Source organism: Streptomyces sp. NPDC001219 (genome assembly GCF_053597915.1).
The window spans coordinates 156,470-180,140 of sequence record NZ_JBSFJF010000007.1; the positions used below are offsets into that span (position 1 = coordinate 156,470).

The 23,671-nt window shown below is 71.6% G+C and carries 24 protein-coding genes; 13 read left to right on the forward strand and 11 right to left on the reverse strand.

The genetic code is table 11. From position 1 onward, the window contains the following. Positions 1-57: 57 nt before the first annotated feature. From ACWC9R_RS06770 to ACWC9R_RS06800, 7 genes are all read left to right on the forward strand, one after another. Positions 58-1,614, forward strand: coding sequence for an ABC transporter ATP-binding protein (locus ACWC9R_RS06770; RefSeq protein WP_450729305.1), 1,557 nt, complete (start codon positions 58-60; stop codon positions 1,612-1,614). After that, positions 1,611-2,774, forward strand: coding sequence for an ABC transporter permease (locus tag ACWC9R_RS06775; protein WP_450729306.1), 1,164 nt, complete (start codon positions 1,611-1,613; stop codon positions 2,772-2,774). The genes ACWC9R_RS06770 and ACWC9R_RS06775 overlap by 4 nt, the downstream gene beginning before the upstream one ends. Beyond that, complete coding sequence (locus tag ACWC9R_RS06780) at positions 2,771-4,051, forward strand: ABC transporter permease (RefSeq protein WP_450729307.1); 1,281 nt, start codon at positions 2,771-2,773, stop codon at positions 4,049-4,051. The genes ACWC9R_RS06775 and ACWC9R_RS06780 overlap by 4 nt, the downstream gene beginning before the upstream one ends. Continuing rightward, positions 4,048-4,467 (forward strand): cytidine deaminase, encoded by a 420-nt coding sequence (locus tag ACWC9R_RS06785; protein ID WP_450729308.1) that lies wholly within the window; start codon positions 4,048-4,050, stop codon positions 4,465-4,467. Before ACWC9R_RS06780 ends, ACWC9R_RS06785 begins: the two co-directional genes overlap by 4 nt. 137 nt (positions 4,468-4,604) lie before the next feature. Beyond that, positions 4,605-4,928 (forward strand): divalent-cation tolerance protein CutA, encoded by a 324-nt coding sequence (gene cutA, locus ACWC9R_RS06790; protein WP_450729309.1) that lies wholly within the window; start codon positions 4,605-4,607, stop codon positions 4,926-4,928. A 229-nt stretch (positions 4,929-5,157) separates the two neighbouring features. Next, positions 5,158-6,435, forward strand: coding sequence for a thymidine phosphorylase (locus ACWC9R_RS06795; RefSeq protein WP_450729310.1), 1,278 nt, complete (start codon positions 5,158-5,160; stop codon positions 6,433-6,435). A 97-nt stretch (positions 6,436-6,532) separates the two neighbouring features. Beyond that, complete coding sequence (locus ACWC9R_RS06800; RefSeq protein WP_450729311.1) at positions 6,533-7,126, forward strand: Uma2 family endonuclease; 594 nt, start codon at positions 6,533-6,535, stop codon at positions 7,124-7,126. A 66-nt stretch (positions 7,127-7,192) separates the two neighbouring features. On the opposite strand, the gene ACWC9R_RS06805 is transcribed toward ACWC9R_RS06800, so the two are convergent. Then, a complete protein-coding gene (locus tag ACWC9R_RS06805; RefSeq protein ID WP_450729312.1) occupies positions 7,193-8,509 on the reverse strand; it encodes an MFS transporter in 1,317 nt (438 codons plus the stop codon). A gap of 95 nt (positions 8,510-8,604) precedes the next feature. On the opposite strand from ACWC9R_RS06805, the gene ACWC9R_RS06810 reads away from it, so the two are divergent. After that, a complete protein-coding gene (locus ACWC9R_RS06810) occupies positions 8,605-9,588 on the forward strand; it encodes a LysR substrate-binding domain-containing protein (RefSeq protein WP_450729313.1) in 984 nt (327 codons plus the stop codon). 142 nt (positions 9,589-9,730) lie between these two features. Here ACWC9R_RS06810 and ACWC9R_RS06815 read toward each other — a convergent pair whose 3' ends face one another. Then, the gene (locus ACWC9R_RS06815; protein WP_450729314.1) at positions 9,731-10,546 is read right to left on the reverse strand and encodes an alpha/beta hydrolase; all 816 of its coding nucleotides are present in this window, start codon (positions 10,544-10,546) and stop codon (positions 9,731-9,733) included. Between the two features lie 103 nt (positions 10,547-10,649). Here ACWC9R_RS06815 and ACWC9R_RS06820 point away from each other — a divergent pair, with 103 nt between their 5' ends. Next, on the forward strand, positions 10,650-11,810 hold the full coding sequence (locus ACWC9R_RS06820; RefSeq protein ID WP_450729315.1) for an adenosine deaminase: 1,161 nt from the start codon (positions 10,650-10,652) through the stop codon (positions 11,808-11,810). Between the two features lie 142 nt (positions 11,811-11,952). After that, entirely contained in the window at positions 11,953-12,228 is a 276-nt protein-coding gene (locus ACWC9R_RS06825) for a hypothetical protein (protein ID WP_393358783.1), read from the forward strand. A gap of 150 nt (positions 12,229-12,378) precedes the next feature. On the opposite strand, the gene ACWC9R_RS06830 is transcribed toward ACWC9R_RS06825, so the two are convergent. The 5 genes from ACWC9R_RS06830 to afsQ1 all read right to left on the reverse strand — a co-directional run bounded on the left by ACWC9R_RS06830 (position 12,379) and on the right by afsQ1 (position 16,329). Beyond that, positions 12,379-12,582 carry a PspC domain-containing protein gene (locus tag ACWC9R_RS06830; protein WP_362604373.1) on the reverse strand — a complete coding sequence of 68 codons (204 nt, stop codon included), beginning with the start codon at positions 12,580-12,582 and terminating at the stop codon, positions 12,379-12,381. A 45-nt stretch (positions 12,583-12,627) separates the two neighbouring features. Further along, the gene (locus tag ACWC9R_RS06835) at positions 12,628-13,143 is read right to left on the reverse strand and encodes a VanZ family protein (RefSeq protein WP_450729330.1); all 516 of its coding nucleotides are present in this window, start codon (positions 13,141-13,143) and stop codon (positions 12,628-12,630) included. Positions 13,144-13,247: 104 nt separating this feature from the next. Further along, positions 13,248-13,874, reverse strand: a complete 627-nt coding sequence (locus ACWC9R_RS06840; protein WP_450729316.1) for a hypothetical protein — start codon at positions 13,872-13,874, stop codon at positions 13,248-13,250. After that, the gene (locus ACWC9R_RS06845; RefSeq protein ID WP_450729317.1) at positions 13,871-15,655 is read right to left on the reverse strand and encodes an ATP-binding protein; all 1,785 of its coding nucleotides are present in this window, start codon (positions 15,653-15,655) and stop codon (positions 13,871-13,873) included. The genes ACWC9R_RS06840 and ACWC9R_RS06845 overlap by 4 nt, the downstream gene beginning before the upstream one ends. Beyond that, positions 15,652-16,329, reverse strand: coding sequence for a two-component system response regulator AfsQ1 (gene afsQ1 / locus ACWC9R_RS06850; protein WP_026169550.1), 678 nt, complete (start codon positions 16,327-16,329; stop codon positions 15,652-15,654). The genes ACWC9R_RS06845 and afsQ1 overlap by 4 nt, the downstream gene beginning before the upstream one ends. Before the next feature lie 225 nt (positions 16,330-16,554). Between afsQ1 and ACWC9R_RS06855 the strand changes: the two genes are divergently transcribed. Next, positions 16,555-17,352, forward strand: coding sequence for a SigE family RNA polymerase sigma factor (locus tag ACWC9R_RS06855; RefSeq protein WP_362604367.1), 798 nt, complete (start codon positions 16,555-16,557; stop codon positions 17,350-17,352). A gap of 264 nt (positions 17,353-17,616) precedes the next feature. On the opposite strand, the gene ACWC9R_RS06860 is transcribed toward ACWC9R_RS06855, so the two are convergent. Continuing rightward, positions 17,617-18,300, reverse strand: a complete 684-nt coding sequence (locus ACWC9R_RS06860; protein ID WP_450729318.1) for an ATP-binding protein — start codon at positions 18,298-18,300, stop codon at positions 17,617-17,619. 166 nt (positions 18,301-18,466) lie between these two features. Here ACWC9R_RS06860 and ACWC9R_RS06865 point away from each other — a divergent pair, with 166 nt between their 5' ends. Beyond that, complete coding sequence (locus ACWC9R_RS06865) at positions 18,467-18,868, forward strand: hypothetical protein (RefSeq protein ID WP_362604365.1); 402 nt, start codon at positions 18,467-18,469, stop codon at positions 18,866-18,868. 283 nt (positions 18,869-19,151) lie between these two features. Here ACWC9R_RS06865 and ACWC9R_RS06870 read toward each other — a convergent pair whose 3' ends face one another. The 3 genes from ACWC9R_RS06870 to deoC are packed head-to-tail and all read right to left on the reverse strand — an operon-like array spanning position 19,152 to position 22,447. Next, positions 19,152-20,021: an aldehyde dehydrogenase family protein gene (locus ACWC9R_RS06870; protein WP_450729319.1), complete on the reverse strand. Its 870-nt coding sequence runs from the start codon at positions 20,019-20,021 to the stop codon at positions 19,152-19,154. After that, a complete protein-coding gene (locus ACWC9R_RS06875) occupies positions 20,014-21,444 on the reverse strand; it encodes an aldehyde dehydrogenase family protein (RefSeq protein ID WP_450729320.1) in 1,431 nt (476 codons plus the stop codon). Before ACWC9R_RS06875 ends, ACWC9R_RS06870 begins: the two co-directional genes overlap by 8 nt. A 7-nt stretch (positions 21,445-21,451) precedes the next feature. Then, on the reverse strand, positions 21,452-22,447 hold the full coding sequence (deoC, locus tag ACWC9R_RS06880) for a deoxyribose-phosphate aldolase (protein ID WP_190842375.1): 996 nt from the start codon (positions 22,445-22,447) through the stop codon (positions 21,452-21,454). Between the two features lie 212 nt (positions 22,448-22,659). Between deoC and ACWC9R_RS06885 the strand changes: the two genes are divergently transcribed. After that, a complete protein-coding gene (locus ACWC9R_RS06885) occupies positions 22,660-23,280 on the forward strand; it encodes a PH domain-containing protein (RefSeq protein WP_450729321.1) in 621 nt (206 codons plus the stop codon). Positions 23,281-23,671: the final 391 nt, after the last annotated feature.

Sequence of the window (23,671 nt, forward strand, 5' to 3'; positions counted from 1 at the left end):
GTCCCGGACGCCCCCGCTGTAGAACTCCGCGGAATCACCAAAAGGTTCCCCGGCGTCGTGGCCAACCACGACATCCATCTCACCGTGCGCCGCGGCACCGTCCACGCCCTGTGCGGCGAGAACGGTGCCGGCAAGTCCACCCTGATGAAGATCCTCTACGGCATGCAGAAGCCGGACGAGGGCACCATCGCGCTGGGCGGCGAGCAGGTCACCCTGCACACCCCGGGCGACGCCATCGCCCGCGGCATCGGCATGGTGCACCAGCACTTCATGCTGGCCGACAACCTCACCGTCCTGGAGAACACCGTCCTCGGCGCCGAGAAGCTGCACGGCATCGGAGCCGGCGCCCGCGCGAAGATACAGGAGCTGTCGGACGCCTACGGGCTCAACATCCGGCCCGACGTGCTGGTCGAGGACCTCGGGGTCGCCGACCGCCAGCGCGTGGAGATCCTCAAGGTCCTCTACCGCGGCGCCCGCACCCTCATCCTCGACGAGCCGACCGCCGTCCTGGTCCCGCAGGAGGTCGACGCGCTCTTCGACAACCTGCGCGAGCTCAAGTCCGAGGGCCTGACGGTCATCTTCATCTCGCACAAGCTGGGCGAGGTGCTCTCGGTCGCCGACGACATCACCGTCATCCGGCGCGGCACCACCGTGGCCTCGGTCGAACCGTCCGGGACCACCCCCAAGCAGCTGGCCGAGCTGATGGTCGGCAGCGAACTGCCGTCCCCCGAGACCCGCGAATCGACCGTCACCGACGAGGAGATGCTCCGCGTCAGCGACGTGCACCTGTCCGCGACCGACTCCGACGGCGTGGTCCGCACCGTTCTGGACGGCATCTCCCTCACCATCCACAAGGGCGAGGTGCTGGGCGTCGCCGGTGTCGAGGGCAACGGCCAGGCCGAGCTGGTCGAGGCCGTCATGGGCACCCGCCGCCCCGACCACGGCACGATCACCCTGGACGGCACGGACCTGTCCGGCGCCTCCACCCGCGCCCGGCGCGAGGGCGGCATCGGCTACATCCCCGAGGACCGCCACCGCCACGGCCTGCTGCTGGAAGCCCCGCTGTGGGAGAACCGCATCCTCGGCCATGTCACCGAGCGCCCCAACAGCAAGGGCAAGCTCCTCGACATCCCCGGTGCCCGCAGGGACACCGAGCGCATCGTCGAGACGTACGACGTGCGCACCCCCGGCATCGAGGTCACCGCGTCCTCGCTCTCCGGCGGCAACCAGCAGAAGCTGATCGTCGGCCGCGAGATGAGCCACCACCCCAAGCTGCTGATCGCCGCCCACCCCACCCGCGGGGTCGACGTCGGCGCGCAGGCGCAGATCTGGGAACAGATCCGCGAGGCGCGCCGCGAGGGCCTGGCGGTGCTGCTGATCTCCGCCGACCTGGACGAGCTGATCGGGCTGTCCGACACCCTGCGGGTGATGTACCGGGGCCGGCTGGTCGCGGACGCGGACCCCGCCGTCATCACCCCGGAGGAGTTGGGCTCCGCCATGACCGGTGCCGCCAGAGGCCACCTCAGCGCTTCGGAGGACGGTGCGCCGGAAGACGGCACGCCGGCCGACGGCGCCTCGCACGACGCCGGTGAGCAGGAGGGCGACGGACAGTGAGCACCTCCACCAAGAACCCCACCGTGGACGCCATCGCCAAGAGCGCCACCCGCGACAAGGTGATCCTGGCGGTCGCCGCGCCCGTGCTGGCCATCGTCGCCGCGATAGTGATCTCGTCCCTGGTCTTCCTGGCGTCGGGCGAGAACCCGTTCCGCGCCTACGGGATCATGGCCGACTACGGTCACTACAGCGACAGCCAGGTCTGGATCATCAACAAGGCGGTGCCGTACTACCTTTCGGCGCTGGCGGTGGCCATCGGCTTCCGCATGAACCTCTTCAACATCGGCGTCGACGGCCAGTACCGCCTGGCGGCCTTCGCCGCCGCGGCCGTCGGCGGGGCCATCGCCCTCCCCGGTGCGCTCCAGATCATCCTGCTCCTCGTCATCGCGATGCTGGTGGGCGCGCTCTGGTCGGGCATCGCGGGTCTGCTGAAGACCACCCGCGGCGTCAGCGAAGTGATCACCACGATCATGCTGAACGCCATCGCCGCCTCGATCATCGGCTACTTCCTGCAGGACGGCCGCCTCGCCGTCAAGGACGGCAACCTCCTGCACACCAGGTTCCTGCCGGAATCCAGCCACTTCTTCTCCTTCCCGACCCACCCCAAGCCGGTCCTCGGCTTCGTGGTGATCGCGGTGCTGGCCGGCGCGCTGTACTGGTTCGGCATCAACCGCACCCGCTTCGGCTTCGACCTGCGCGCCGTCGGCGCCTCCGAGCCGGCCGCCGAGGCCAGCGGCGTCAGCGTCAAGCGCATGATCATCAGCAGCATGCTGCTGTCCGGCGCCGCGGCCGGTCTGGTCGGTATGCCGACCCTGCTCGGCGAGTCCTTCCAGTACGGCACGGACTTCCCGGCCGGCATCGGCTTCACCGGTATCGCCATCGCGCTGCTCGGCCGCAACCACCCCATCGGCATGGCCTTCGGTGCCCTGCTGTGGGCCTTCCTCGACCGCACCGGCTCCCGGCTGGAGTTCGAGGGCTACGCCCAGGAAATCGTCGGGGTCATCCAGGGCGTCATCGTTTTGTGCGTGGTCATCGCCTACGAGATCGTGCGCCGCTACGGGCTGAGCCTCCAGCAGCGCAAGGTCGGCGAGGAGCTGGCCGTCCTCGCGAACACCGCCGACAAGTCTGACAAGAGCGACAAGCCGGAGGTGTCGGCGTGAGTACGGACCTCAAGACCGCGACCAAGCTCGCGGTCCCCGGAAGGGGTGGCAAGCGCAAGCTGACCTACCCCTGGGTGCTGCTGATCATCGCCATCGGCCTGGTCGCCGTCTCCGCCCTGCGCGCCCTCACCGGTGCCGGTGACCTCACCTCCACCGGCCAGTTCGGCGCCGCGCTGAGCGCCGCCGTGCCGATCGGCCTGGCGGGCCTGGGCGGCCTGTGGTCCGAGCGGGCCGGCGTGGTCAACATCGGCCTCGAAGGCATGATGATGCTCGGCTCGTTCGCGGCCGGCTGGGTCGGCTGGCAGCACGGCCCCTGGGCGGCGGCCGCGGCCGGCGTCATCGGCGGCGCGCTCGGCGGCCTCATCCACGCCATCGCCACCGTCACCTTCGGCGTCGACCACATCGTCTCCGGTGTCGCGGTCAACATCCTGGCGCTCGGTGCCACCCAGTACCTGGCCACCCTGTGGTTCGGCCAGGAGGGCAGCGCGGCCATGGCGGCCGGCGGCAACGACAAGCAGTCCCCGCCGATGCCCGACATGCCGACGTTCACCGTTCCCGGCCTGTCGGACTGGCTCAACTCCCTGGAGGGCCACCACTGGTTCCTGGTCTCCGACGTCGCCGGCATCCTCGGCGCCGCGGTCACCAACGTCTCCTGGCTGACCCTGCTCACCCTCGCCCTGTTCGTCGGCACCTTCTACGTCCTCTGGCGCTCCTCGTTCGGCCTGCGGCTGCGCTCCTGCGGCGAGGCCCCGATCTCGGCCGAGACCCTGGGCGTCAACGTCTACTCGTACAAGTACGCGGCGGTGCTGGTCTCCGGCGCGCTGGCCGGCCTCGGCGGTGCCTTCCTCTCCATCGGGGTGCACTTCTACCAGGACGGCCAGACCGGCGGCCGTGGCTACATCGGTCTCGCCACGATGATCTTCGGCAACTGGCGGCCGGGCGGCGTCGCGATGGGCGCGGGCCTGTTCGGCTTCATGGACGCCATGCAGCTGCGCAGCGGCGGCCCGACCGTCCATGCCCTGCTCCTGGGCCTGGCCGCACTCCTCGCGGTGCTCGCCCTGTTCCGGCTGCGGTCCGCCAAGCGCACCCAGGCCGTGGTCGCCGGCATAGCCGCCGCCGTCCTGGTCATCTGGTACGCCCTGGCCGACACCGTTCCGCTCGAACTGGTCGAGGCGAGCCCCTACATCGCCACCCTGCTGGTACTCGCCCTCTTCTCCCAGCGGCTCCGGCCGCCGAAGGCGAACGGCAAGCCCTACCGCCGAGGACAAGGGACATGACAACACCGGTGCAGGTCGACTGGACCGCACTGCGCGCGCAGGCCCGGGACGCGATGTCCCGGGCCTACGCCCCGTACTCCGGCTACCCCGTGGGCGCCGCCGCCCTGGTGGACGACGGCCGCACCATCGCCGCCTGCAACGTCGAGAACGCCTCCTACGGCCTCGCCCTCTGCGCCGAATGCGGCCTGATCTCCGCCCTGTTCGCGGGCCGCACCGACCCCACCGGCCCGGCCCCCCGCCTGACGGCTTTCACCTGCGTCGACGGCACGGGCGACCTGCTCGTCCCCTGTGGCCGCTGCCGCCAGCTGCTGTGGGAACACGGCGGACCGGACCTGCTGGTCGACACGGCGGCGGGCATCCGGCCACTGTCGGAACTGCTGCCGGATGCGTTCGGGCCGGGGCATTTGAGGGGGTGAGGGGGTGGGCGGCATCCCCGGGTACGGGTATGCGGGGAGCCGCGGGCGTCAAGCGAGGGGCTCCACCCCCGCCACCCACCCTTCCATTGCATGTATGAAGCGTCCCTGGTCCGCCAGTTCGCCACTGCAGTCGCCGTATGACTGACTTCCTTCAGGTGTCCACCGCAACGGAGACCCGCGAAGCGGCTGTGAAGCTGGCGCAGTCGGTTGTCTCCGCACGGCTCGCAGCCGGCGCGCAGATCGTCGGGCCGGTCGGGTCCGTGTTCTGGCACAAGGGCGAGTTCGGCTCAGGCGAGGAATGGCAGCTCGTCCTCAAGGTCCGCGCCGACCGGTACGACGAGGTCGAGGCACATCTGCTCAAACACCACCCCTGGCAGAACCCGGAAGTCTCCGCGATTCCGATCGTTGGCGGGGCGGACGGGTATCTCCAATGGCTGAGGACGACCACGGCACCGGACTGATCTCAGGCTTGCGCCAGTTTCAGTACCTCGGCCACTGCGGGCAGTTCGCGGTGCGTGCTGAGCCGACTCAGCATCGAAGCGTCCCCCGCTGAGCAGACCGTGACCTGTACGGCGCCGGACGGGCGGGCCCTTCGCTGGACGGTATAGGGAGGGTCGGGTACCCGCCCTCCCTGGCCACCCCCGCATCTATGCGTGTAGAACGTACTTACCCGTTCGAAAGGAACCGTCCATGGACGCCATCTCCGTCATCCGCGCCAAGCGCGACCGCGGTGAGCTGACCCCCGATCAGATCGACTGGGTCATCGACGCCTACACCCGCGGCGAGGTCGCCCACGAGCAGATGTCGTCCCTGGCCATGGCCATCTTCCTCAACGGCATGAACCGTACGGAGATCGCCCGCTGGACGGCCGCGATGATCGCCTCCGGCGAGCGCATGGACTTCTCCTCGCTGCCCCGCCCGACCGCCGACAAGCACTCCACCGGCGGCGTCGGTGACAAGATCACGCTGCCGCTCGCCCCGCTGGTCGCCGCCTGTGGGGCGGCCGTGCCGCAGCTCTCCGGCCGCGGGCTGGGCCACACCGGCGGCACCCTCGACAAGCTCGAGGCCATCCCGGGCTGGCGCGCGACGCTCTCCAACGACGAGATGCTGAACGTGCTGCGCGACGTCGGCTCCGTCATCTGCGCCGCCGGCGACGGTCTCGCCCCCGCCGACAAGAAGCTCTACGCGCTCCGCGATGTCACCGGCACCGTCGAGTCCATCCCGCTCATCGCCTCCTCCATCATGTCCAAGAAGATCGCCGAGGGCACCGGCTCCCTCGTCCTGGACGTCAAGGTCGGCTCCGGCGCCTTCATGAAGGACCTGGACAACGCCCGCGAACTGGCCTCCACCATGGTCGAGTTGGGTACCGACCACGGAGTGAGGACGGTCGCGCTGCTGACCGACATGGCCACCCCGCTGGGCCTGACCGCGGGCAACGCCCTCGAAGTCCGGGAATCCGTCGAGGTGCTGGCCGGCGGCGGCCCGCAGGACGTCGTCGAGCTGACCCTCGCCCTCGCCCGCGAGATGCTCGACGCGGCGGGCCTCAAGGACGCCGACCCGGCCAAGGCGCTGGCCGACGGCTCGGCCATGGACCACTGGCGCCGCATGATCAGCGCCCAGGGCGGCGACCCCGACGCGGCCCTCCCCGTGGCCCGCGAGCAGCATGTCGTCACCGCTGCCTCCTCCGGCACCCTCACCACGCTGGACGCCTACGCCGTGGGCCTCGCCGCCTGGCGCCTGGGCGCCGGCCGCGCCCGCAGGGAGGACCCGGTGCAGGCGGGCGCGGGCGTCGAACTCCACGCCAGGCCCGGCGACACCGTCACCGCGGGCCAGCCCCTGCTGACCCTGCACACCGACACCCCGGAGAAGTTCCCCTACGCCCTGGAGGCCCTCGACGGCGGCGTCCTCATCGGCCCCGGCGACGCGGCCTTCGCGGCCACGCCGGTGGTGCTGGAACGTATCGCCTGACCTGCGGTTTTCTCGTATGGGTGAACGGGATCGGTGGACCTGTGCCGGTCCCGTTCGGCATGCTGGGATCGGTGACGTACCGATAGAGGAGCACACCATGGCAGCAGTCATTGCTGAGCGCCTCCACCGTGCCGACGAGTCCGGCTGGGAAGAGGCTCTGAGGATCTGGGAGCGGACGAACGCTCCGGAGGGCTGCAAGGTGGAGATCATCGAGGGGATCGTCACCGTGGCACCACCGCCGGAGAGCGACCACAACGACACCGCGGACGAGCTTCAGCGTCTGCTGTACACCGTCATCCCTCGGGACTGGGGGATTTACCAGACCCAGGGGCTTACCGTTCCGGGCAGGCACGGGTTGTTCGTCCCCGATCTGGCCGTCATCCCGAAGAAGCTGCTGCCGCGCCCGCGCGAGCGCAGGACGGCTGATGTGGCTCAGCTCATCGTCGAGATCACGTCGCGTTCCAACGCGAATCATGACCGCATCGAGAAGCTGAACGGCTACGCGGCGGCCGGCGTCCCCCTGTACCTGCTGTTGGACCCCTGGCACTCCGGTAAGCCGACCGCAACGCTGTACGGAGAGCCGGCGGGCGGCTTGTACCGCGTGCTCGAGACCGTGAAGTACGGCGATGAGATGCGTCTTCCGGCGCCATTCGAGGTCACCGTCGACACGGCACTCTTCCCGGAGGGCTGAGGGGCCGACGACGAAGGGCCCGCCCCACCAGGACAGGTGGCAGGACGGGCCCTTCGGACTGCGGGGTTACGCGGCCTTCTCCAGGTGGAGGAGGCGGCGTTCGGCCACGGCCTTGCGGGTGGCGTAGAGGGTGATCGAGGCGGCGCCGAGCATCGCGACGAGGCCGAGGAGGACGGTGCCCTCCCAGCCGACGGCGTGGAAGGCGGCGGCGCCCAGCGCGCCGCCCAGGCTGCTGCCGAGGTAGTACGCGCACTGGTACAGGGCCGAGGCCTGGGCGCGCGCCGTCTTGGCGGTGCGGCTCACCGAGGACGAGGCGACGGCGTGGCCCGCGAAGAAGCCCGCGGTGATCAGGATGAGGCCCGCCAGCACCGTGTGGACGGAGTCGGAGAGGGAGAGCAGCAGGCCCGTGGAGGTCGTGGAGACGGCCAGGTACAGGGCGCCGCGGCGGCCCACCCGGGCGACCAGCTTTCCGGCCGCGGCGGAGGAGACCGTACCGACCAGGTAGACCACGAAGATCGAACCGACGATGCCCTGCGGGAGGTTGAACGGCTCGGAGACCAGGCGGTAGCCGATGACCGTGTAGACCGCGCCGAAGACCGTCATGAACAGCCCGCCGATGGCGTAGAGACGGCGCAGCAGCGGATCGGCGAGATGGCCGCCGAGCGTACGGGCCAGCGTCCGCGGACCCACCGAACGGGACACGAAGTGCCGGGCCCTGGGGACCAGCAGCCGGAAGGTCACCGCGCACACCACGGCCAGCACACCCACCGCGGCGAGCGCCGCCCGCCAGCCCCAGGCTTGGGCGACCCAGCCGGTCACGATACGGCCGGACATCCCGCCGATGCTGTTGCCCGCCACGAACAGTCCGATGGCCGCCACCAGCGCCTTGGCACGTACCTCCTCGGCCAGGAACGCCATCGCCGAGGCCGGCAGCCCGGCCAGCGCGACACCCTGGACGCCGCGCAGCGCGATCAGCGCACCGAGCGACGGGGCGAACGGCACCAGCATCGCGATCAGCGCGGCCACCGCGAGGGACCACATCATCAGGGTGCGCCGGCCGAAGCGCTCGGAGACCGCGCTCAGCGGGATCACGCCGAGCGCCAGGCCGAAGGTCGCCGCGGACACGGTCCAGCTCGCCTGGTCCGGGCTCACCCCGAGGTCGGCGGAGATCGCGGGCAGCAGCGCCTGCGTGGAGTAGAGGAGGGCGAAGGTGGCCACTCCGGCGGCGAAGAGCGCGAAGCTCATCCGGCGGTAGCCGGGGCCGCCCGGCCGCAGCTTGCCCGCTTCGGGGTCGGGCGCGGCGGTGGTGGAGGAGTCGGAGGACGACTGGGGAGAGGCGGCCGCACGTTCGGTGACGGACGCCCCGGTATCAGCGGGAGGCATGTTTCGAAAGTAGGCCTCCGCGTTTCATGCGTCCAATGCATGGAAACGGCATAATCGATGCTGTGGCACATGATCGCAGGTCGCAAGGGCCTCTGTTGCAAGGTCGCAACAGAAAAGACACTGCCGGTTCGGTCCGGCCAGGGGCGGACACCGGTGAGGTGGCCGAACTCGGCGCCGACTCGTGGGCGGTGCTCCTCGCGCCGCGGCTCGCCCAGTTCACCGCCGTCGCCCGGCACGAACACGTCACCCGCGCCGCGCAGGAGCTGGGCATGCCGCAACCGACGCTCAGCCGGGCCCTCGTGCGTCTGGAGGAGGACCTCGGCGTCGCCCTCTTCGCCCGGCACGGCCGCACCCTCTCGCTCACCCCGGCGGGCCGCGCCTTTCTCGCCTCCACCGAGCGGGCGTTGACGGACCTGGAGCGGGCGACGGAGTCCGTACGGGCCGATGTCGATCCCGCGGCCGGGAAGGTGGCGTTCGGCTTTCTGCACACCCTTGGGTCGGAGACCGTGCCCGGCCTGATCCGCAGCTTCCGCGCCGACCACCCGCGCGTCCGCTTCCAGCTCGTCCAGAACTACGGCGAGGCCATGATCGAGCGGCTGCGCGCCGGCGACCTCGACCTGTGTCTGACCTCGCCGGTGCCCGACTACCCGGACCTGGTCGCCCGCCGGCTCGACGAGCAGAAGCTGCGGCTGGTCGTCCCGGACGATCATCCGCTGGCGGCCCGTAAGCGCATCCGGCTCGCGGAGGCCGCGGGGGAGCTGTTCGTGACCCTGGAGCCGGGCTACGGGCTGCGCCGGATCACCGACGCGCTGTGTGCCGAGGCGGGCTTCACGCCGCGGGTCGCGTTCGAGGGGGAGGAGGCCGAGACGCTGCGCGGACTGGTCGCGGCCGGGCTGGGCGTGGCGCTGCTCCCGCCGCCGGCCGTGCCCCGCCCCGGCGTCGCCGAGCTGACCGTGACGGCGCCGCGCGCGGTCCGCGAGATCGGGGTCGCCTGGCTCGACGGCCACCCGGACACCCCACCGGTGGCCGCCTTCAAGAGGTTCCTGCTGAGCCGGCGGGGGCGTTTGTTGCCCAGGTGATGGGGGCTGGGGTGGACGGGGCCCGGGTGGCGGGGGCCCATGTGGCGGGAGTGCTCAGGGCGAACGGGAGGTGCCGCAGCGAGCCCCCGCCCGGCGCGCCGCCGGTTGACGGGGCGCGCCGGCCGGTGAGGCCCGTGAACGCTCAGTGCCGCAGCGACGCCCCGAAGCCCGCCGCCAGGGGCATCCGCAGGCCCAGGGGCGGCGGCGCGGCCAGGGCGTCCCTCACCGGGCGGGCGTAGTCCCGGGCGAACAGCGAGCCGAGCATGAAGTCGGCCGCCAGGGCCAGGACTTCGGCACGGTGCTGGTGCAGCGAGTGACCGTCGGAGTGCACCTCGAAGCGGCAGATGTCGCGGTTGACCTTCTTGGCGCGCTCGGCGTAGCGGTAGGACAGGTCGGGGTCGGTGCGCTCGTCGTTGGTGCCGTGGACGAGCAGCACCTGCCGGCCGATGAGCTGTTTCACCGGATCGGGCTGCTCGCCGTCCCGGTGTGGGTCGGGCAGCCAAGGGGCGAGCGCCAGCACGGAGTTGACGGCCGGGTGGCCCGCGGCGTGCAGCGCGGCGCGGGCGCCCATGCCCGTACCGACGAGGCAGACCGGGACGTCGCCGTAGCGGCGGACCACCTCCTCCAGCGCCCAGTCCGCGTCCCGCACCGGGTGGGCCGCGGTCCCGTTCCAGCCGCTGCACCGGTAGCGCACGACATGGGCCGTCAGCCCCTCAGGCCGTCCCGCCTTCGCCAGCCGGGCCGCCAGCGGGCGCACCGCCAGTGCCGCCACCGGCGACGGGCGCCGTATACCGGTCGGTCCGCCGCCGGGCAGTAAAAGCGCGACCCCGCTCACCTCCCGGCCGCCGCCTCGCCCGCCGACCCTCCGCCGGAGCGCTTCCCGCGCCCCGTCCTTGCCGGCCGTTCCCAGCGGTTTTCCCAGCCGGGCCTCACGCACCGGCAGCGCTTGCTGAGCCATGACCAGAACGATGGCAGAAGGAGGCGTGCCCGCCACCCCGTGGACGGGTCACTGTTACGTATCGTTCGGTGAGATCTACGCGCGTAGGGGCTAGAGTGCCGAAATGACGAGCGAGACCACCACCCTGCCGACCAGTGAACAGATCCGCCGCGCTCCCAAGGTGCTGCTCCACGACCACCTCGACGGCGGCCTGCGCCCGGCCACCGTCGTCGAACTGGCCCGCGAGAACGGCTACGAGGGACTGCCCGAAACCGACCCGGAGAAGCTCGGGATCTGGTTCCGGGAGGCCGCCGACTCCGGCTCGCTGGAGCGCTACCTGGAGACCTTCGCCCACACCTGCGCCGTCATGCAGACCCGCGACGCCCTGGTCCGGGTGGCCGCCGAGTGCGCCGAGGACCTGGCCGCCGACGGTGTGGTCTACGCCGAGGTCAGGTACGCGCCCGAGCAGCACCTCGAAAAGGGGCTGACCCTCGAAGAGGTCGTCGAGGCCGTCAACGAGGGCTTCCGCGAGGGTGAGCGGCGGGCCCGCGAGCAGGGCCGGCGCATCCGCGTCGGCGCGCTGCTGACCGCCATGCGGCACGCCGCCCGCGCCCTGGAGATCGCCGAACTCGCCAACCGCTACCGGGACACCGGCGTCGTCGGCTTCGACATCGCGGGCGCCGAGGCCGGCTACCCGCCCACCCGCCACCTCGACGCCTTCGAGTACCTCAAGCGGGAGAACAACCACTTCACCATCCACGCCGGCGAGGCCTTCGGTCTGCCGTCGATCTGGCAGGCCCTCCAGTGGTGCGGCGCCGACCGCCTCGGCCACGGTGTCCGGATCATCGACGACATCGAGGTCGCCGACGACGGCTCGGTCACGCTCGGCCGCCTCGCCTCGTACGTACGGGACAAGCGCATCCCGCTGGAGATGTGCCCGACCTCCAACCTCCAGACCGGCGCCGCCCCTTCCTACGCCGAGCACCCCATCGGTCTGCTGCGCCGTCTGCAATTCCGGCTCACGGTCAACACCGACAACCGGCTGATGAGCCACACGAGCATGTCCGAGGAATTCGAGCACCTGGTCAAGACATTTCGATACACGCTCGATGACATGCAGTGGTTTACAGTCAATGCGATGAAATCAGCGTTCATTCCTTTCGATGAACGTCTGGCCATGATCAATGACGTCATCAAGCCCGGTTACGCGGAACTGCGGGCCGAATGGCTGTTCCGCCCGGCGCTCACAACGCCCCCTGTGAGCAGCGCTTCTGACCCTGCGTAAGGGGCGAGAGTGAGCCTATAGCGCAACGGCCGGTGGAATGTCCACCGGCCGTTTTTTCTTTCGTCGTGGCTGTTTGCGGCGCCGGTTGCCGCCTCAGTAGGTTGATTTGCCGGTCAAGCCCCCATCACGAGGACGAAATTCGATGAAGCAGGGAACCATCAAGACACTCGGCACCGTCGCGCTCGGTGCCGCTTTCGTTGTCACCGCCGCGGGCGTCGCCAGCGCCGCCCCGTCGCTGGACACCACCGGGGTGCTGAAGAGCCTGCCGGTGAAGGACGCCACCAAGACCGTCTCCGGCCTCACCAAGGCCAAGCCGGCCGGCAACGACGTCAAGACCAAGCTCAACTCGCACGGCAACAAGCTGCTCGGCGGCCTGCCGACCGGCGCCGTCACCAAGAACCTCCCCCTGGGCGGCTGATCGCGCTCTCCGGCTCGTCCCCCGACAGGGACGCGTCCTGCGCCGTGCCCCGGCCGAACGCCTCGTGCGTACGGCCGGGGCATCGTCATGCGGGAACCCGGGCGGCGCGGCGCCGGTCCGGCATCCGCGCCGGGCGCCGGCGTGGGGCGGTCACCAGGCGGTGGCGGCCCTCTCCTCCGAGGGGAGGAATATCCACAGCGCCAGGTAGACCAGGAACTGCGGGCCGGGCAGCAGGCAGGACAGTACGAAGATCACGCGCATGGTCGTCGGCGTCATTCCGAAGCGACGGGCCAGGCCCGCGCACACTCCGGCGATCATTCGGTTGTTGCGGGGGCGGACCAGTGCGGCGGCCATGATGGCGGCTCCTTTGCGACTCGGTGGGGCGTTTGCCCCGATGACTCAACGGTAGGTCCGGCCGCCGGAGAGAGCATCAGCCTGCGGTGCCAGTTCAACCCTGGGGAACCTCGGGGTCACGTCCCTGAGATGTCCGTACCGGCGACGCAGCCGGCGCCGGGCCGTGGGGACCACCGCCAGATGCGCCAGGGCCACTCCCAGAGAGCCGAGCAGTACCGAGTCGATGTCCGGGACCCGGCCGGGTACCCCTGACTGCAACAGCTCGATGGCCAGCGCGATCATCGACCCGGCGAACACGGTGCGGGCCAGGGACACCAGCGGCGAAACGTTCAGCCGGCCCGCCGAGAGCGGCAGCAGCAGCCCCAGCGGCGCCAGCAGCAGCACCGAAGCGCCCAGATGCTGCACGGCCTCCCATGACGGTCCGTGTGCCAGCTCGGCCCGGATCGTCGCCAGCGGCTGGAGATTGGTGGCGGACACCCAGGGCACGGTGCGCGGGCGCAGCGTCAGCCAGCCGACGGTCGACAGATGCGCCACTAGGAGGAGAAGTCCGGTGACGCGCATACGGGGAACGGCGGTGGTGCCGGGGCCATGACGCTGCACACAGCCCAGGACGCGACAGGCGGGGGCTGTGGTTCCGCCTGACGGTGCCCGTCTCGGCCGTCGTGTCAGCCCTCTTCGGACAACGGGTCACCCCACCCGGCGTTCTCCGCTATGTCCGGATTGGCCAGCACATCGTCGGAGCAGTCGTAGCGGTGCGCGGTGTCGTCGCCCGGCCCGCCCAGCACCGCCGCATGCGTCCGGCCCAGCGCCGGGCTCGCGCCGTAGGTGCACACCAGCTGGGCCAGCGCGAACGACGGCAGATCGTCCGGCCGGATGCTCAGCCGCAGCGCGTCCGAGGGGTCGTCCGCGCGCGGCGCCGTGACCTTCAGGTCCCGGGGCAGCGCGCTGCTGAAGCCGGCCCGGTCCTCGGCGGACGAGGGCTGCCGCTGGAGCTCCTTGAGCAGCGCACGCGCGGTCGGCAGCCGTGGATCGGTGGCCGCCGTGCCCTTGGGCAGCGCCACCGCCCGCTCCACCTGGGCCAGCGCCGAGCCGCACACGAGATAGACGGTGGCCTGGGTCCTGCCGGGCGCGTTCGGGGCCGGCTCGCCCGCCGGGGCCCTGCAGCTGACCCGCGAGGGCGCGCCGCCCGCGTCGACCGGGACCGACGTGCCCCGGATTCCGCAGCCCGCCGCGGCGAGCGCGAGCGCCGCCACGGCGGCGGTGCGCCGCCCCGTCCGCCTGACCGGCGTCATCGCTCGTCCTCCGTGCCCTCGCCGGCCGCGCGGGCCGGGCCGCCGTCGCTGCGGTCTCCGTCCGTGAGCGGCGCTGCGTCCATCGGCAGCCGCAGGGTGAAGACCGCGCCGCCCTCGGGAAGGTTGGCCGCCGTGATCTCCCCGCCGTGGATATGGGCGTTCTCCAGCGCGATCGACAGGCCCAGACCGCTGCCCTCCGACCGCGGCCGGGACGCGCTCGCCTTGTAGAAGCGGTCGAAGACATGCGGAAGGACTTCTTCCGGGATGCCGGGGCCGTGATCCCGTACCCGGATCACCAGCGTGCCGCCCCCCGGCCGCTCCGCGTCCGCCGCCTCCTCGGGCCGCTCCGGCCCCGTGTGCTCCGCGGGGGCCTCCGGTCCGCCGGACGCCTCGGGCACGGCCGGACCACCGGTGACGGCCGTGCTGCCGGTCCGGCCGCCCGCACCGTCACCCGCCGCCTCCTCGGTGCGCACCGACACCCGCACCGGGGAGCCGCCGTGCTTGAGGGCGTTGCCGATCAGGTTCGCCAGGATGACATCGAGCCGCCGCGGGTCCAGACGGGCCACGATGCCGCGGTCCGCGTCCAGCTCGACCGCGTCCAGCCAGGCCCGTGCGTCGATGCAGGCCGTGACCTGGTCCGCGACATCGACGTCGTCCAGCACCAGCCGGGCCGTCCCCGCGTCGAAGCGGGTGACCTCCATCAGGTTCTCCACGAGGTCGTTCAGCCGCCGGGTCTCGCTGACCACCAGCTGCACCGCCGGCGCGATCATCGGGTCGAGGGACTCCGACTCCTCCTCCAGCACCTCGGACACCGCGGTGATCGCGGTCAGCGGCGTCCGCAGCTCGTGCGACATGTCGGCGACGAACCGCCGGGACGCCGCCTCGCGCCCGCTCAGCTCCTCGACCCGCTGTTCCAGACGTTCCGCGGTGCGGTTGAACGTCCGGGACAGGTCGGCCAGTTCGTCCGTGCCGGTCACCCGCAGCCGGGTGTCCAGCCGCCCCTCGCCCAGCTGCCGCGCCGCGTACCCCAGCCGCTGTACGGGCCGCAGCACGGTCGTCGCGGCGGCCTGGGCCAGCAGCGCCGAGCCGACCAGCGCGAGCGCGGTCGCGATCCCCAGCGACCAGGCCAGCGAGTTGAGGTCCTGCCGCTCGGTGGCCAGCGACTTCATCATGTAGCCGGTGGGCCCGCCGCCGATCACCTTCGCCCCGGCGACGAGGTACGGGGCGTCCCCGACCTCCCTGCGCTGCCAGTACAGATGGTGCGGATAGCGGTTGGACTCGTCGACCGGGCGCACCTCGTCGACCGCGGTACGCAGCGACTGCGGCACGCTGTCCAGCGTCAGCAGGTCCTTGTTCGTGGTCGCCGCGCAGTCCTTGCCCTCGCGGTCGACCCCGATCAGCAGCACCGCGTAGTTCTGCGGCCCGGCCGCCATCTGCCGTGCCGCGTCCTGGAGTTCGGCGCACCGCGGGCGCAGCGGCAGCGACCGCGTGCTGTCCTCCAGCGCCTTGCGGAAGTCCTTGAGGACGGCGTTCTGGGTGCGCTCCAGAACGGTGTTGCGGTTGAGCCAGTACGCGATGCCCGACGCCGAGACCGCCGCGGTCAGCGCCACCAGCGCGAAGACCACGACCAGCCGCAGCCGCAGACTCGTCCAGCGCAGCAGCCCCGACGCCCGGCGCAGCCCCCGCAGCACCCGCCGGCCGGCTCCTGGCCGGGCCGCGTCCGCGGACCCGCCGCCCGCGCCGTCATCCGTCGCACCGCCGTCCGCGGGCCCTTCCCTCACTGCGGCGAGTCCAGCCGGTAGCCGACACCGCGGACCGTACGGATCAGGGTCGGCGAGGAGGGCACGTCCTCCACCTTCGCCCGCAGCCGCTGCACACACGCGTCCACCAGGCGCGAGTCGCCCAGGTAGTCGTGCTCCCACACCAGCCGCAGCAGCTGCTGCCGGGACAGCGCCTGACCGGGCCGGCGGCTCAGCTCCAGCAGCAACCGCAGCTCGGTCGGCGTCAGTTGCAGATCCTCGCCGTTCTTGGTGACCGTCATCGCCGACCGGTCGATCACCAGCGAGCCGAACGTCGCCGAGTCACTGGACTCCCGCTCGCCACGGCGCAGCACCGCCCGGATACGGGCGTCCAGCACCCGCCCCTGGACCGGTTTGACGACATAGTCGTCGGCGCCGGACTCCAGGCCCACCACGACGTCGATGTCGTCGTTACGCGCGGTGAGCAGGATGATGGGCAGCTGGTCCGTACGCCTGATCCGCCGGCACACCTCGAAACCGTCGATGCCCGGCAGCATCACATCCAGCACGATCAGGTCCGGGCGCTGCTCACGCAGCAGCTTCAGGCCGTCCTCGCCCGTCGCCGCGGTCACCACACGGTGACCCTGGCGCGACAGCGAGAGTTCGAGGGCCGTGCGGATGGCGTCGTCGTCCTCGATCAGCAACAGGAAAGGCACGTCAGCCATTCTGGCCCATGGGACGCCGGGAGATCGACCAGTGGCGCTCACGTACACAAGGCCCGCGCGCCCCGCACCCCGCGACGCGCCGCACCGGGCCCTGTGACAGGCCTGTGACAGTCGGCGGACAACGCGATGAAACTGGGTTGGCAGTCTTTTGGGCACCGGGAGAGATCAACAACCGGGACACACCGAACGAGCTGGCTCTACGACGGGGGGCGCGAGATGAACACACTGCACGGGACCACTTCCAGCGCAGTTATCACGCGGCTCCACGACGTCATCCGGTCCGGCGAGAAGTCCGGTGGAGCACGGGGGTGCACCCGCACCGTCGTGCGTCAGCGGCCGCCTTTCAAGGTGGCCATCGACGCCACGACGGTGGAGATCGGCCCGGGGCACGGGGGCAAGGCCGCCCACGGGGGAGAAAACGGGGGAAAGACCGGGGGAGCGGAGTACGGGGAGGCCACGGGGGAACGGCGTTCCGCGTCGGAGGCGGCCGAGGCCGAAGCGGCCTTCACCGCCTACGTCCAGGAGCGCCGCGCCTCCCTGTACGCCACCGCCTACCACCTGACCGGCGACCGCTACGAGGCCGAGGACCTGCTGCAGAGCGCGCTGTTCTCGACCTACCGGGCGTGGGACCGGATCAGTGACAAGGCGGCGCTCGGCGGCTATCTGCGCCGCACCATGACCAACCTGCACATCAGCGCCTGGCGCCGGCGCAAGCTCAACGAGTACCCGACCGAGGAACTGCCGGAGACGGCCGGCGACGTGGACGCGATGCGCGGCACCGAGCTGCGCGCCGTGCTGTGGCAGGCGCTGGTCCGGCTGCCCGAGACGCAGCGCACGATGCTGGTGCTGCGCTACTACGAGGGCCGCACGGACCCGGAGATCGCGGACATTCTCAACATCAGTGTCGGCACGGTGAAGTCGAGCATCTGGCGCGCGCTGCGCCGGCTGCGCGAGGACGAGGTCCTCAGCTTCGGCCGTGACGAGGAGGAGTCCTTCGGCGAGCTGGTGGCCTGAGGACGGGGGGAGCCCGAGGGGGGACCAGGGGGGAACGCCCGAGGGGGATACGGGGGAACCGGCCGAAGCGGAGCGATCCGCGGAGGCCGGACGTATCAGGGGATACGGGGGAAGCACGGGGGAGAAAAGGCGGGTTCGGACGGCCGGGGGGTCTGTCCGAACCCGCTTCTCCGTTTGTGCGCGGCGGGTGCGCGGTCCGTGCGTGGCTTGTGCGCCGACGCCGACGCCGACGCCGACGCCGACGCCGACGCCGACGCGGGCCGGTCAGGACCGTACGGCCGCGCCCACTATGTCCGGTGTCCCCGCCGCCGCTATACGGGCCAGCGCCTCCGGCCCGGCGCAGGGGTGCGCGCCCAGGGCTGTGTGCCGGGCGACCACCGACCGCTCGTCGCGCAGCAGCCGCAGCCCGCGGCGGACGAGATACGGGGCGGACTTGCGGCCCTCCCGCAGATCCCGTGCCAGCCGCCGGCGGAAGGTGGTGGTGGGGCGGCCGCGCAGACACAGCGCGTCGGCCAACAGCCCCGCCGCCCGGCAGTCCTCGATGACCTCGGCCGCGAAGATCCCCTCCGCGATGAACAGCGGGGCGCCACCGAGGTCGAGCCCCGACGCGCCGGTCCGGGCGCTGGTCGCGATGTCGTACACCGGAACGTCGGCACGCCCCGTACGGCACAGCGCCGCGATGGCCGCGAGGGCGGCGCCGGCGTCCCAGGAGAGCGGCGCGTCCCAGTCGGCGCCGCCGCCGTCGGGCAGTTGCGGCAGAGTCGGGTCCGTCCCCTCCTTGTAGAAGTCGTCGAGGTTCAGGACGGGGAGGCCGCTGTGCGCGGCCAGGGACGTCTTGCCGGAGCCCGACGGGCCGGTCAGCAGGACGACTCGGGTGGGGGTACCTCCCCGCTCGAGCGGAGTCGAGAGTTTGGCGGAGGGTGGCCGGTTGGCGGTGTGGGAGCTCACGGGCACCCATTGTCGCGTATTGCGCCGTGTGGGGTACCCCTGGCGCGCGAGGTGGATCGGCCCCCGCGCCCTCAACTACGCTACGCAGTCAATCGATTACCTCGATGCCCCGAATCCGTTGGCTCGCACAGCACTTCGGCCCCTTCGAACCACAGGCAGGTGGCACATGCCCTCCCACGCGCGTCCCAAGCCCAGCCGTGTTCCGCGCACCTTGCTGCGGGCCGGACTGGTGATCTCCGCGGCCGGTGCCGCGCTCGCGGCGGGCGGTGCGGCGACGGCGAGCGCGGCACCGGCCGCCTCCGACCTCACCACCGACACCGGCGCCGCCGCCTCGGGCCTGACCGGCGCCCTGCTGCACTCCGCGGCCGGCGGCCTCGGCCCGGTCAAGAACCTGAAGCTGGACCCGCTGGCCAACACCTCCGTCGACCCGCTCGCCAACGCCGTGAGCACCCAGATCGCCGACTTCAAGCCGGTGGGCACCACCCTCCTGACCGGCGCCCTCTCGAACGGCGCCGCGCTCAAGGACCTGCCCCTGGTGGGTCAGGTGACGCGGGTGCTGCCGGGCTGACGACGGACGCGGCGGGGGCGGTTGGGACGGCTGCGACGGCCGGGAGTCGTCCCGGGCCGCCCCGGCCCGGTCCCGCGCGTCAACCGGCTGTACTCGGCGTACTCCTCGGCCTGCCACGGCACTTCGCCGGGATGGAGGAACCGGCTGCAGGGGGTGAGGTGATCATGCTTCACGCGGTCATTTCCCCTGCTGCCGTACGCAAAGCGAAGTGCGGGGCCCCGCCTGTGAAGGAGGGGCCCCGCACTGTCGTTCCGCGGACTCCACCGGCCCGCGGGTGTCAGGCTTAGACGCCCATCGGGTGCCAGACCGTTTTCGTCTCCAGGAAGGCCAGGAGGCGGGTGGTGCCGGGGTCGGCGGTCCACGCCTGCGTGGTGGGGCGGAGGACGCGCTTGAGGTTGTCGGCCGCCGCGGTCTCCAGGTCCTTGGCCAAGGCGGGGTCCGCGCCCGCGAGGTCGAGGGCGTTGACGTCCTGGTGGGCGGCGAGCGGAGCGGCGAGTTCCGCGGTGCGGCCGGAGAGGATGTTGACGACGCCGCCCGGGAGGTCGGAGGTGGCGAGCACCTCGGCCAGGGAGAGGGCGGGCAGCGGGGCGTTCTCGGCGGCCGCCACGACCACCGTGTTGCCGGTGACGATCGCCGGGGCGATCACCGAGACCAGGCCGAGGAACGAGGAGTCCTGGGGGGCCAGGACCGCGACCACGCCGGTCGGTTCGGGGGCGGAGAGGTTGAAGTACGGGCCGGCCACCGGGTTGGCACCGCCGGCGATCTGGGCGACCTTGTCGGACCAGCCCGCGTACCAGACCCAGCGGTCGATCGCCGCGTCCACCTGGGCGGCGGCCTTCGCCTTCGAGAGCCCCTCGGCCGCGGCGACCTCGGCGGTGAACTGGTCGCGGCGGCCCTCCAGCATCTCGGCGACGCGGTAGAGGATCTGGCCGCGGTTGTAGGCCGTGGCGCCGGACCAGCCGCCGAAGGCCTTACGGGCGGCGACCACCGCGTCCCGGGCGTCCTTGCGGGAGGCCAGCGGGGCGTTGGCGAGCCATGTGCCCTTGGAGTCGGTCACCTCGTACACCCGTCCGCTCTCGGACCGGGGGAACTTCCCCCCGACGTACAGCTTGTAGGTCTTGAAGACGGCGAGTCGGCCAGTCAGCTCAGACATTGAGGTACGCCTCCAGACCGTGCCGGCCGCCCTCGCGGCCGTAGCCCGACTCCTGGTAGCCGCCGAACGGCGAGGCCGGGTCGAACTTGTTGAACGTGTTGGACCAGATGACGCCCGCGCGGAGCTTGTTCGCCATCCACAGGCTCCGCGAGCCCTTCTCCGTCCAGATGCCGGCGGAGAGGCCGTAGGGGGTGTTGTTGGCCTTCTCCACGGCCTCCGCGGGGGTGCGGAAGGTCAGCACGGACAGCACCGGGCCGAAGATCTCCTCGCGGGCGATGCGGTGCGCCTGGGTGACGCCGGTGAACAGCGTCGGGGCGAACCAGTAGCCGGCGGAGGGGAGTTCGCAGGACGGCGCCCAGCGCTCGGCGCCCTCGGCCTCGCCCGCGTCGGCCAGCTCGGTGATCCGGGCCAGCTGCTCGGCGGAGTTGATCGCGCCGATGTCGGTGTTCTTGTCGAGCGGGTCGCCCACCCGCAGGGTCTGCATCCGGCGCTTGAGCGCGTCCAGCAGCTCGTCCTGCACCGACTCCTGGACCAGCAGGCGGGAGCCCGCGCAGCAGACGTGGCCCTGGTTGAAGAAGATGCCGTTGACGATGCCCTCGACGGCCTGGTCGAGCGGCGCGTCGTCGAAGACGATGTTCGCCGCCTTGCCGCCGAGCTCCAGGGTCACCTTCTTGTCGGTGCCGGCGACCGTACGGGCGATGGCCTTGCCGACGTCGGTCGAGCCGGTGAAGGCGACCTTGTTGACGTCCGGGTGCGCGACCAGCGCGGCGCCCGTGGAACCGTCTCCCGTCAGGATGTTGACGACACCCTTCGGCAGGCCCGCCTGGCGGCAGATGTCCGCGAAGAACAGGGCGGACAGCGGGGTCGTCTCGGCGGGCTTGAGGACGACGGTGTTGCCGGTCGCCAGCGCCGGGGCGATCTTCCACGCGAGCATCAGCAGCGGGAAGTTCCAGGGGATGACCTGGCCGGCGACGCCCAGGGGGCGCGGGTTCGGGCCGTACCCCGCGTGGTCGAGCTTGTCGGCCCAGCCCGCGTAGTAGAAGAAGTGCGCGGCGACCAGCGGCAGGTCGGCGTCCCGGGACTCGCGGATCGGCTTGCCGTTGTCCAGCGTCTCCAGGACGGCCAGCTCCCGCGAGCGCTCCTGGATGATCCGGGCGATCCGGAAGAGGTACTTGGCGCGCTCGGCGCCGGGCAGCGCGGACCACTTCTCGAACGCCTTGCGGGCGGCCTTCACGGCCCGGTCGACGTCGTCGGCGGTGGCCTGCGCGACCTCGGAGAGGACCTCCTCGGACGACGGCGAGACGGTCTTGAAGACCTTGCCGTCGGAGGCCGGGGCGAACTCGCCGTCGACGAACAGCCCGTAGGACGGCGCGAGGTCGACGACCGCGCGGGACTCGGGGGCGGGTGCGTAATCGAAGGTCATGGGAGCCTCAGTCCACCGTGACGTAGTCGGGGCCGGAGTAGCGGCCGGTGCTGAGCTTCTGGCGCTGCATCAGCAGGTCGTTCAGGAGGCTGGAGGCGCCGAAGCGGAACCAGTCGGCGGTCAGCCAGGGCTCGCCGAGCGTCTCGTTGACCATCACCAGGTACTTGATCGCGTCCTTGGTGGTACGGATACCGCCGGCCGGCTTCACACCGACCTGGACGCCGGTCGTGGCGTGGAAGTCACGGACCGCCTCCAGCATCAGGAGGGTGACCGGCGGGGTGGCGTTGACGGCGACCTTGCCGGTCGAGGTCTTGATGAAGTCGGCGCCCGCGAGCATCGCCAGCCAGGAGACCCGGCGGACGTTGTCGTACGTCTGGAGCTCGCCTGTCTCGAAGATGACCTTGAGGTGGGCGGCCGTCCCGTCGGGCCGGGCGCACGCCTCCTTGACGGCCTTGATCTCCTCGAAGACGTCCATGTAGCGGCCGGAGAGGAAGGCGCCCCGGTCGATCACCATGTCGATCTCGTCGGCACCGGCCGCGACCGCGTCCCGGGTGTCGGCGAGCTTGACCGGCAGCGCGGCGCGGCCGGCCGGGAAGGCGGTGGCGACGGACGCGACGTGGATGCCGGAGTCGCCGAGCGCCTCCTTGGCCGTCGCGACCATGTCCGGGTAGACGCAGATCGCCGCGACCTTGGGGCTGGTGCGGTCGGTGGGGTCCGGGTGGACGCCCTTGGCGCACAGCGCCCGGACCTTGCCCGGGGTGTCCGCGCCTTCGAGGGTCGTCAGGTCGATCATCGAGATGGCGAGGTCGATGGCGTAGGCCTTCGCCGTCGTCTTGATCGAGCGGGTGCCGAGGGTGGCGGCGCGGGCCTCTAGGCCGACCGCGTCGACGCCGGGGAGGCCGTGGAGGAAGCGGCGCAGCGCACCGTCGTCGGCGGTCACGTCCGCCATTGACGCCAGACGCCCCGCGGCTTCCTTGCCGTATGCGGGAACAGTGATGGGCATGGTCACGAGGGGAGCATATCTACGCGCGTAGCACCATGTCATCCCCCTCAGTCGACCGAATCCGGCCGGGCGGGCGGGGCCGGTTCCGGCAACGCGCCCGGTAGCGGGCGTGGCGCGGGGCCTCCACCGGGTACGGACGGGCCTGCGGCGCGTGCCCGAATGATGCCGTAACGCAATGTCCGGCATCCGGACGGTCAGGCAGAATCGCCCTCATGACGAGCCAGGAACGGACCACCCCGCCTCAGCAGCAGTACGCGGAGCGCAGTTACCGGTCGCCCGCGGCCCTCCTCGGCGGCGCGCTGCTCCTCCTGCTCGGACTCTGGCTGGGCGGCGACGCGCTGCTGCGGGGCGCCGTGCACACCAAGCTCACCGCGCTGTTCGCGCTGCTCCTCGGGGTGCCGCTGGTCACCGCCTACACCCTGCGGCCGCTGGTCAGGGCGGGCGAGGACCGGCTGACGGTGCGCAACCCGTTCCGTACGATCACGCTGCCGTGGGGCGCGGTGGAGGAGCTGCGGGCGACGTTCTCCACCGAGGTGTTCACCGGCGGCGGCAAGTACCAGATGTGGGCGATCCCGGTCTCGCTGCGGCAGCGCAAGAAGGTCAGCCGCCAGGCGGCGGGCTCCGCGCCGCGGCCCCGCTTCGGCCTGAACGCCGACGCCGGGCCGGTGCCGCGCGCCATGGCCGACCAGACCCTCGACGAGCTGCGCGAGATCAAGGAGCGCGCCACCCACCGCGAGAGCGCCCAGGGCGAGCCGGTGGTGCGCTGGGCGTACGCGGTCATCGCGCCGGTGGCGGTGGGCGCGGTGGGGCTGGCCGTGATGCTGGCGGTGTAGCTGTCCGGGGCTGAGGCCCGTCAGCTGTTTGGGCCTGCGGTCTGTAGGCCGTTTCGGGGCTGCGGTGGTCCGTGAGTCGTTTCGGGACTGCGGCCTGTAAGCCGTTCCGGGACTGCGGCCTGTAGTGGGCGACCGGGGTTGAGGGCGTCCAGGGGTGGCTGCTCAGGGGCATGTCCCGGTGGGAGCCCGGGAGTTGGGCGCACCCAGGGGTTGGCCCCTCAGGGGCGTCTCCCCGGGGGCATTGCCTCAAGGCCGTGTCCCCAGGGTTGTTTCCCCGCCGCCCACCCCGGTGTTGTTGTTTCCCCGCCGCCCACCCCGGTGTTGTTGTTTCCCCGCCGCCCACCCCCCTTCGGGGGGTGGGCGGGTAGGGAGGGTAGGGAGGGCGGGCAGG

Excerpts from the sequence above, each read along its gene's own strand:
- ACWC9R_RS06785 (WP_450729308.1), top strand. The coding sequence starts at position 4,048 with ATGACAACACCGGTGCAGGTCGACTGGACCGCACTGCGCGCGCAGGCC.
- cutA (WP_450729309.1), top strand. The coding sequence starts at position 4,605 with ATGACTGACTTCCTTCAGGTGTCCACCGCAACGGAGACCCGCGAAGCG.
- ACWC9R_RS06795 (WP_450729310.1), top strand. The coding sequence starts at position 5,158 with ATGGACGCCATCTCCGTCATCCGCGCCAAGCGCGACCGCGGTGAGCTG.
- ACWC9R_RS06800 (WP_450729311.1), top strand. The coding sequence starts at position 6,533 with ATGGCAGCAGTCATTGCTGAGCGCCTCCACCGTGCCGACGAGTCCGGC.
- ACWC9R_RS06805 (WP_450729312.1), bottom strand. The coding sequence starts at position 8,509 with ATGCCTCCCGCTGATACCGGGGCGTCCGTCACCGAACGTGCGGCCGCC.
- ACWC9R_RS06815 (WP_450729314.1), bottom strand. The coding sequence starts at position 10,546 with ATGGCTCAGCAAGCGCTGCCGGTGCGTGAGGCCCGGCTGGGAAAACCG.
- ACWC9R_RS06820 (WP_450729315.1), top strand. The coding sequence starts at position 10,650 with ATGACGAGCGAGACCACCACCCTGCCGACCAGTGAACAGATCCGCCGC.
- ACWC9R_RS06825 (WP_393358783.1), top strand. The coding sequence starts at position 11,953 with ATGAAGCAGGGAACCATCAAGACACTCGGCACCGTCGCGCTCGGTGCC.
- ACWC9R_RS06830 (WP_362604373.1), bottom strand. The coding sequence starts at position 12,582 with ATGGCCGCCGCACTGGTCCGCCCCCGCAACAACCGAATGATCGCCGGA.
- ACWC9R_RS06835 (WP_450729330.1), bottom strand. The coding sequence starts at position 13,143 with ATGCGCGTCACCGGACTTCTCCTCCTAGTGGCGCATCTGTCGACCGTC.
- ACWC9R_RS06840 (WP_450729316.1), bottom strand. The coding sequence starts at position 13,874 with ATGACGCCGGTCAGGCGGACGGGGCGGCGCACCGCCGCCGTGGCGGCG.
- ACWC9R_RS06855 (WP_362604367.1), top strand. The coding sequence starts at position 16,555 with ATGAACACACTGCACGGGACCACTTCCAGCGCAGTTATCACGCGGCTC.
- ACWC9R_RS06865 (WP_362604365.1), top strand. The coding sequence starts at position 18,467 with ATGCCCTCCCACGCGCGTCCCAAGCCCAGCCGTGTTCCGCGCACCTTG.
- ACWC9R_RS06870 (WP_450729319.1), bottom strand. The coding sequence starts at position 20,021 with ATGTCTGAGCTGACTGGCCGACTCGCCGTCTTCAAGACCTACAAGCTG.
- ACWC9R_RS06875 (WP_450729320.1), bottom strand. The coding sequence starts at position 21,444 with ATGACCTTCGATTACGCACCCGCCCCCGAGTCCCGCGCGGTCGTCGAC.
- deoC (WP_190842375.1), bottom strand. The coding sequence starts at position 22,447 with ATGCCCATCACTGTTCCCGCATACGGCAAGGAAGCCGCGGGGCGTCTG.
- ACWC9R_RS06885 (WP_450729321.1), top strand. The coding sequence starts at position 22,660 with ATGACGAGCCAGGAACGGACCACCCCGCCTCAGCAGCAGTACGCGGAG.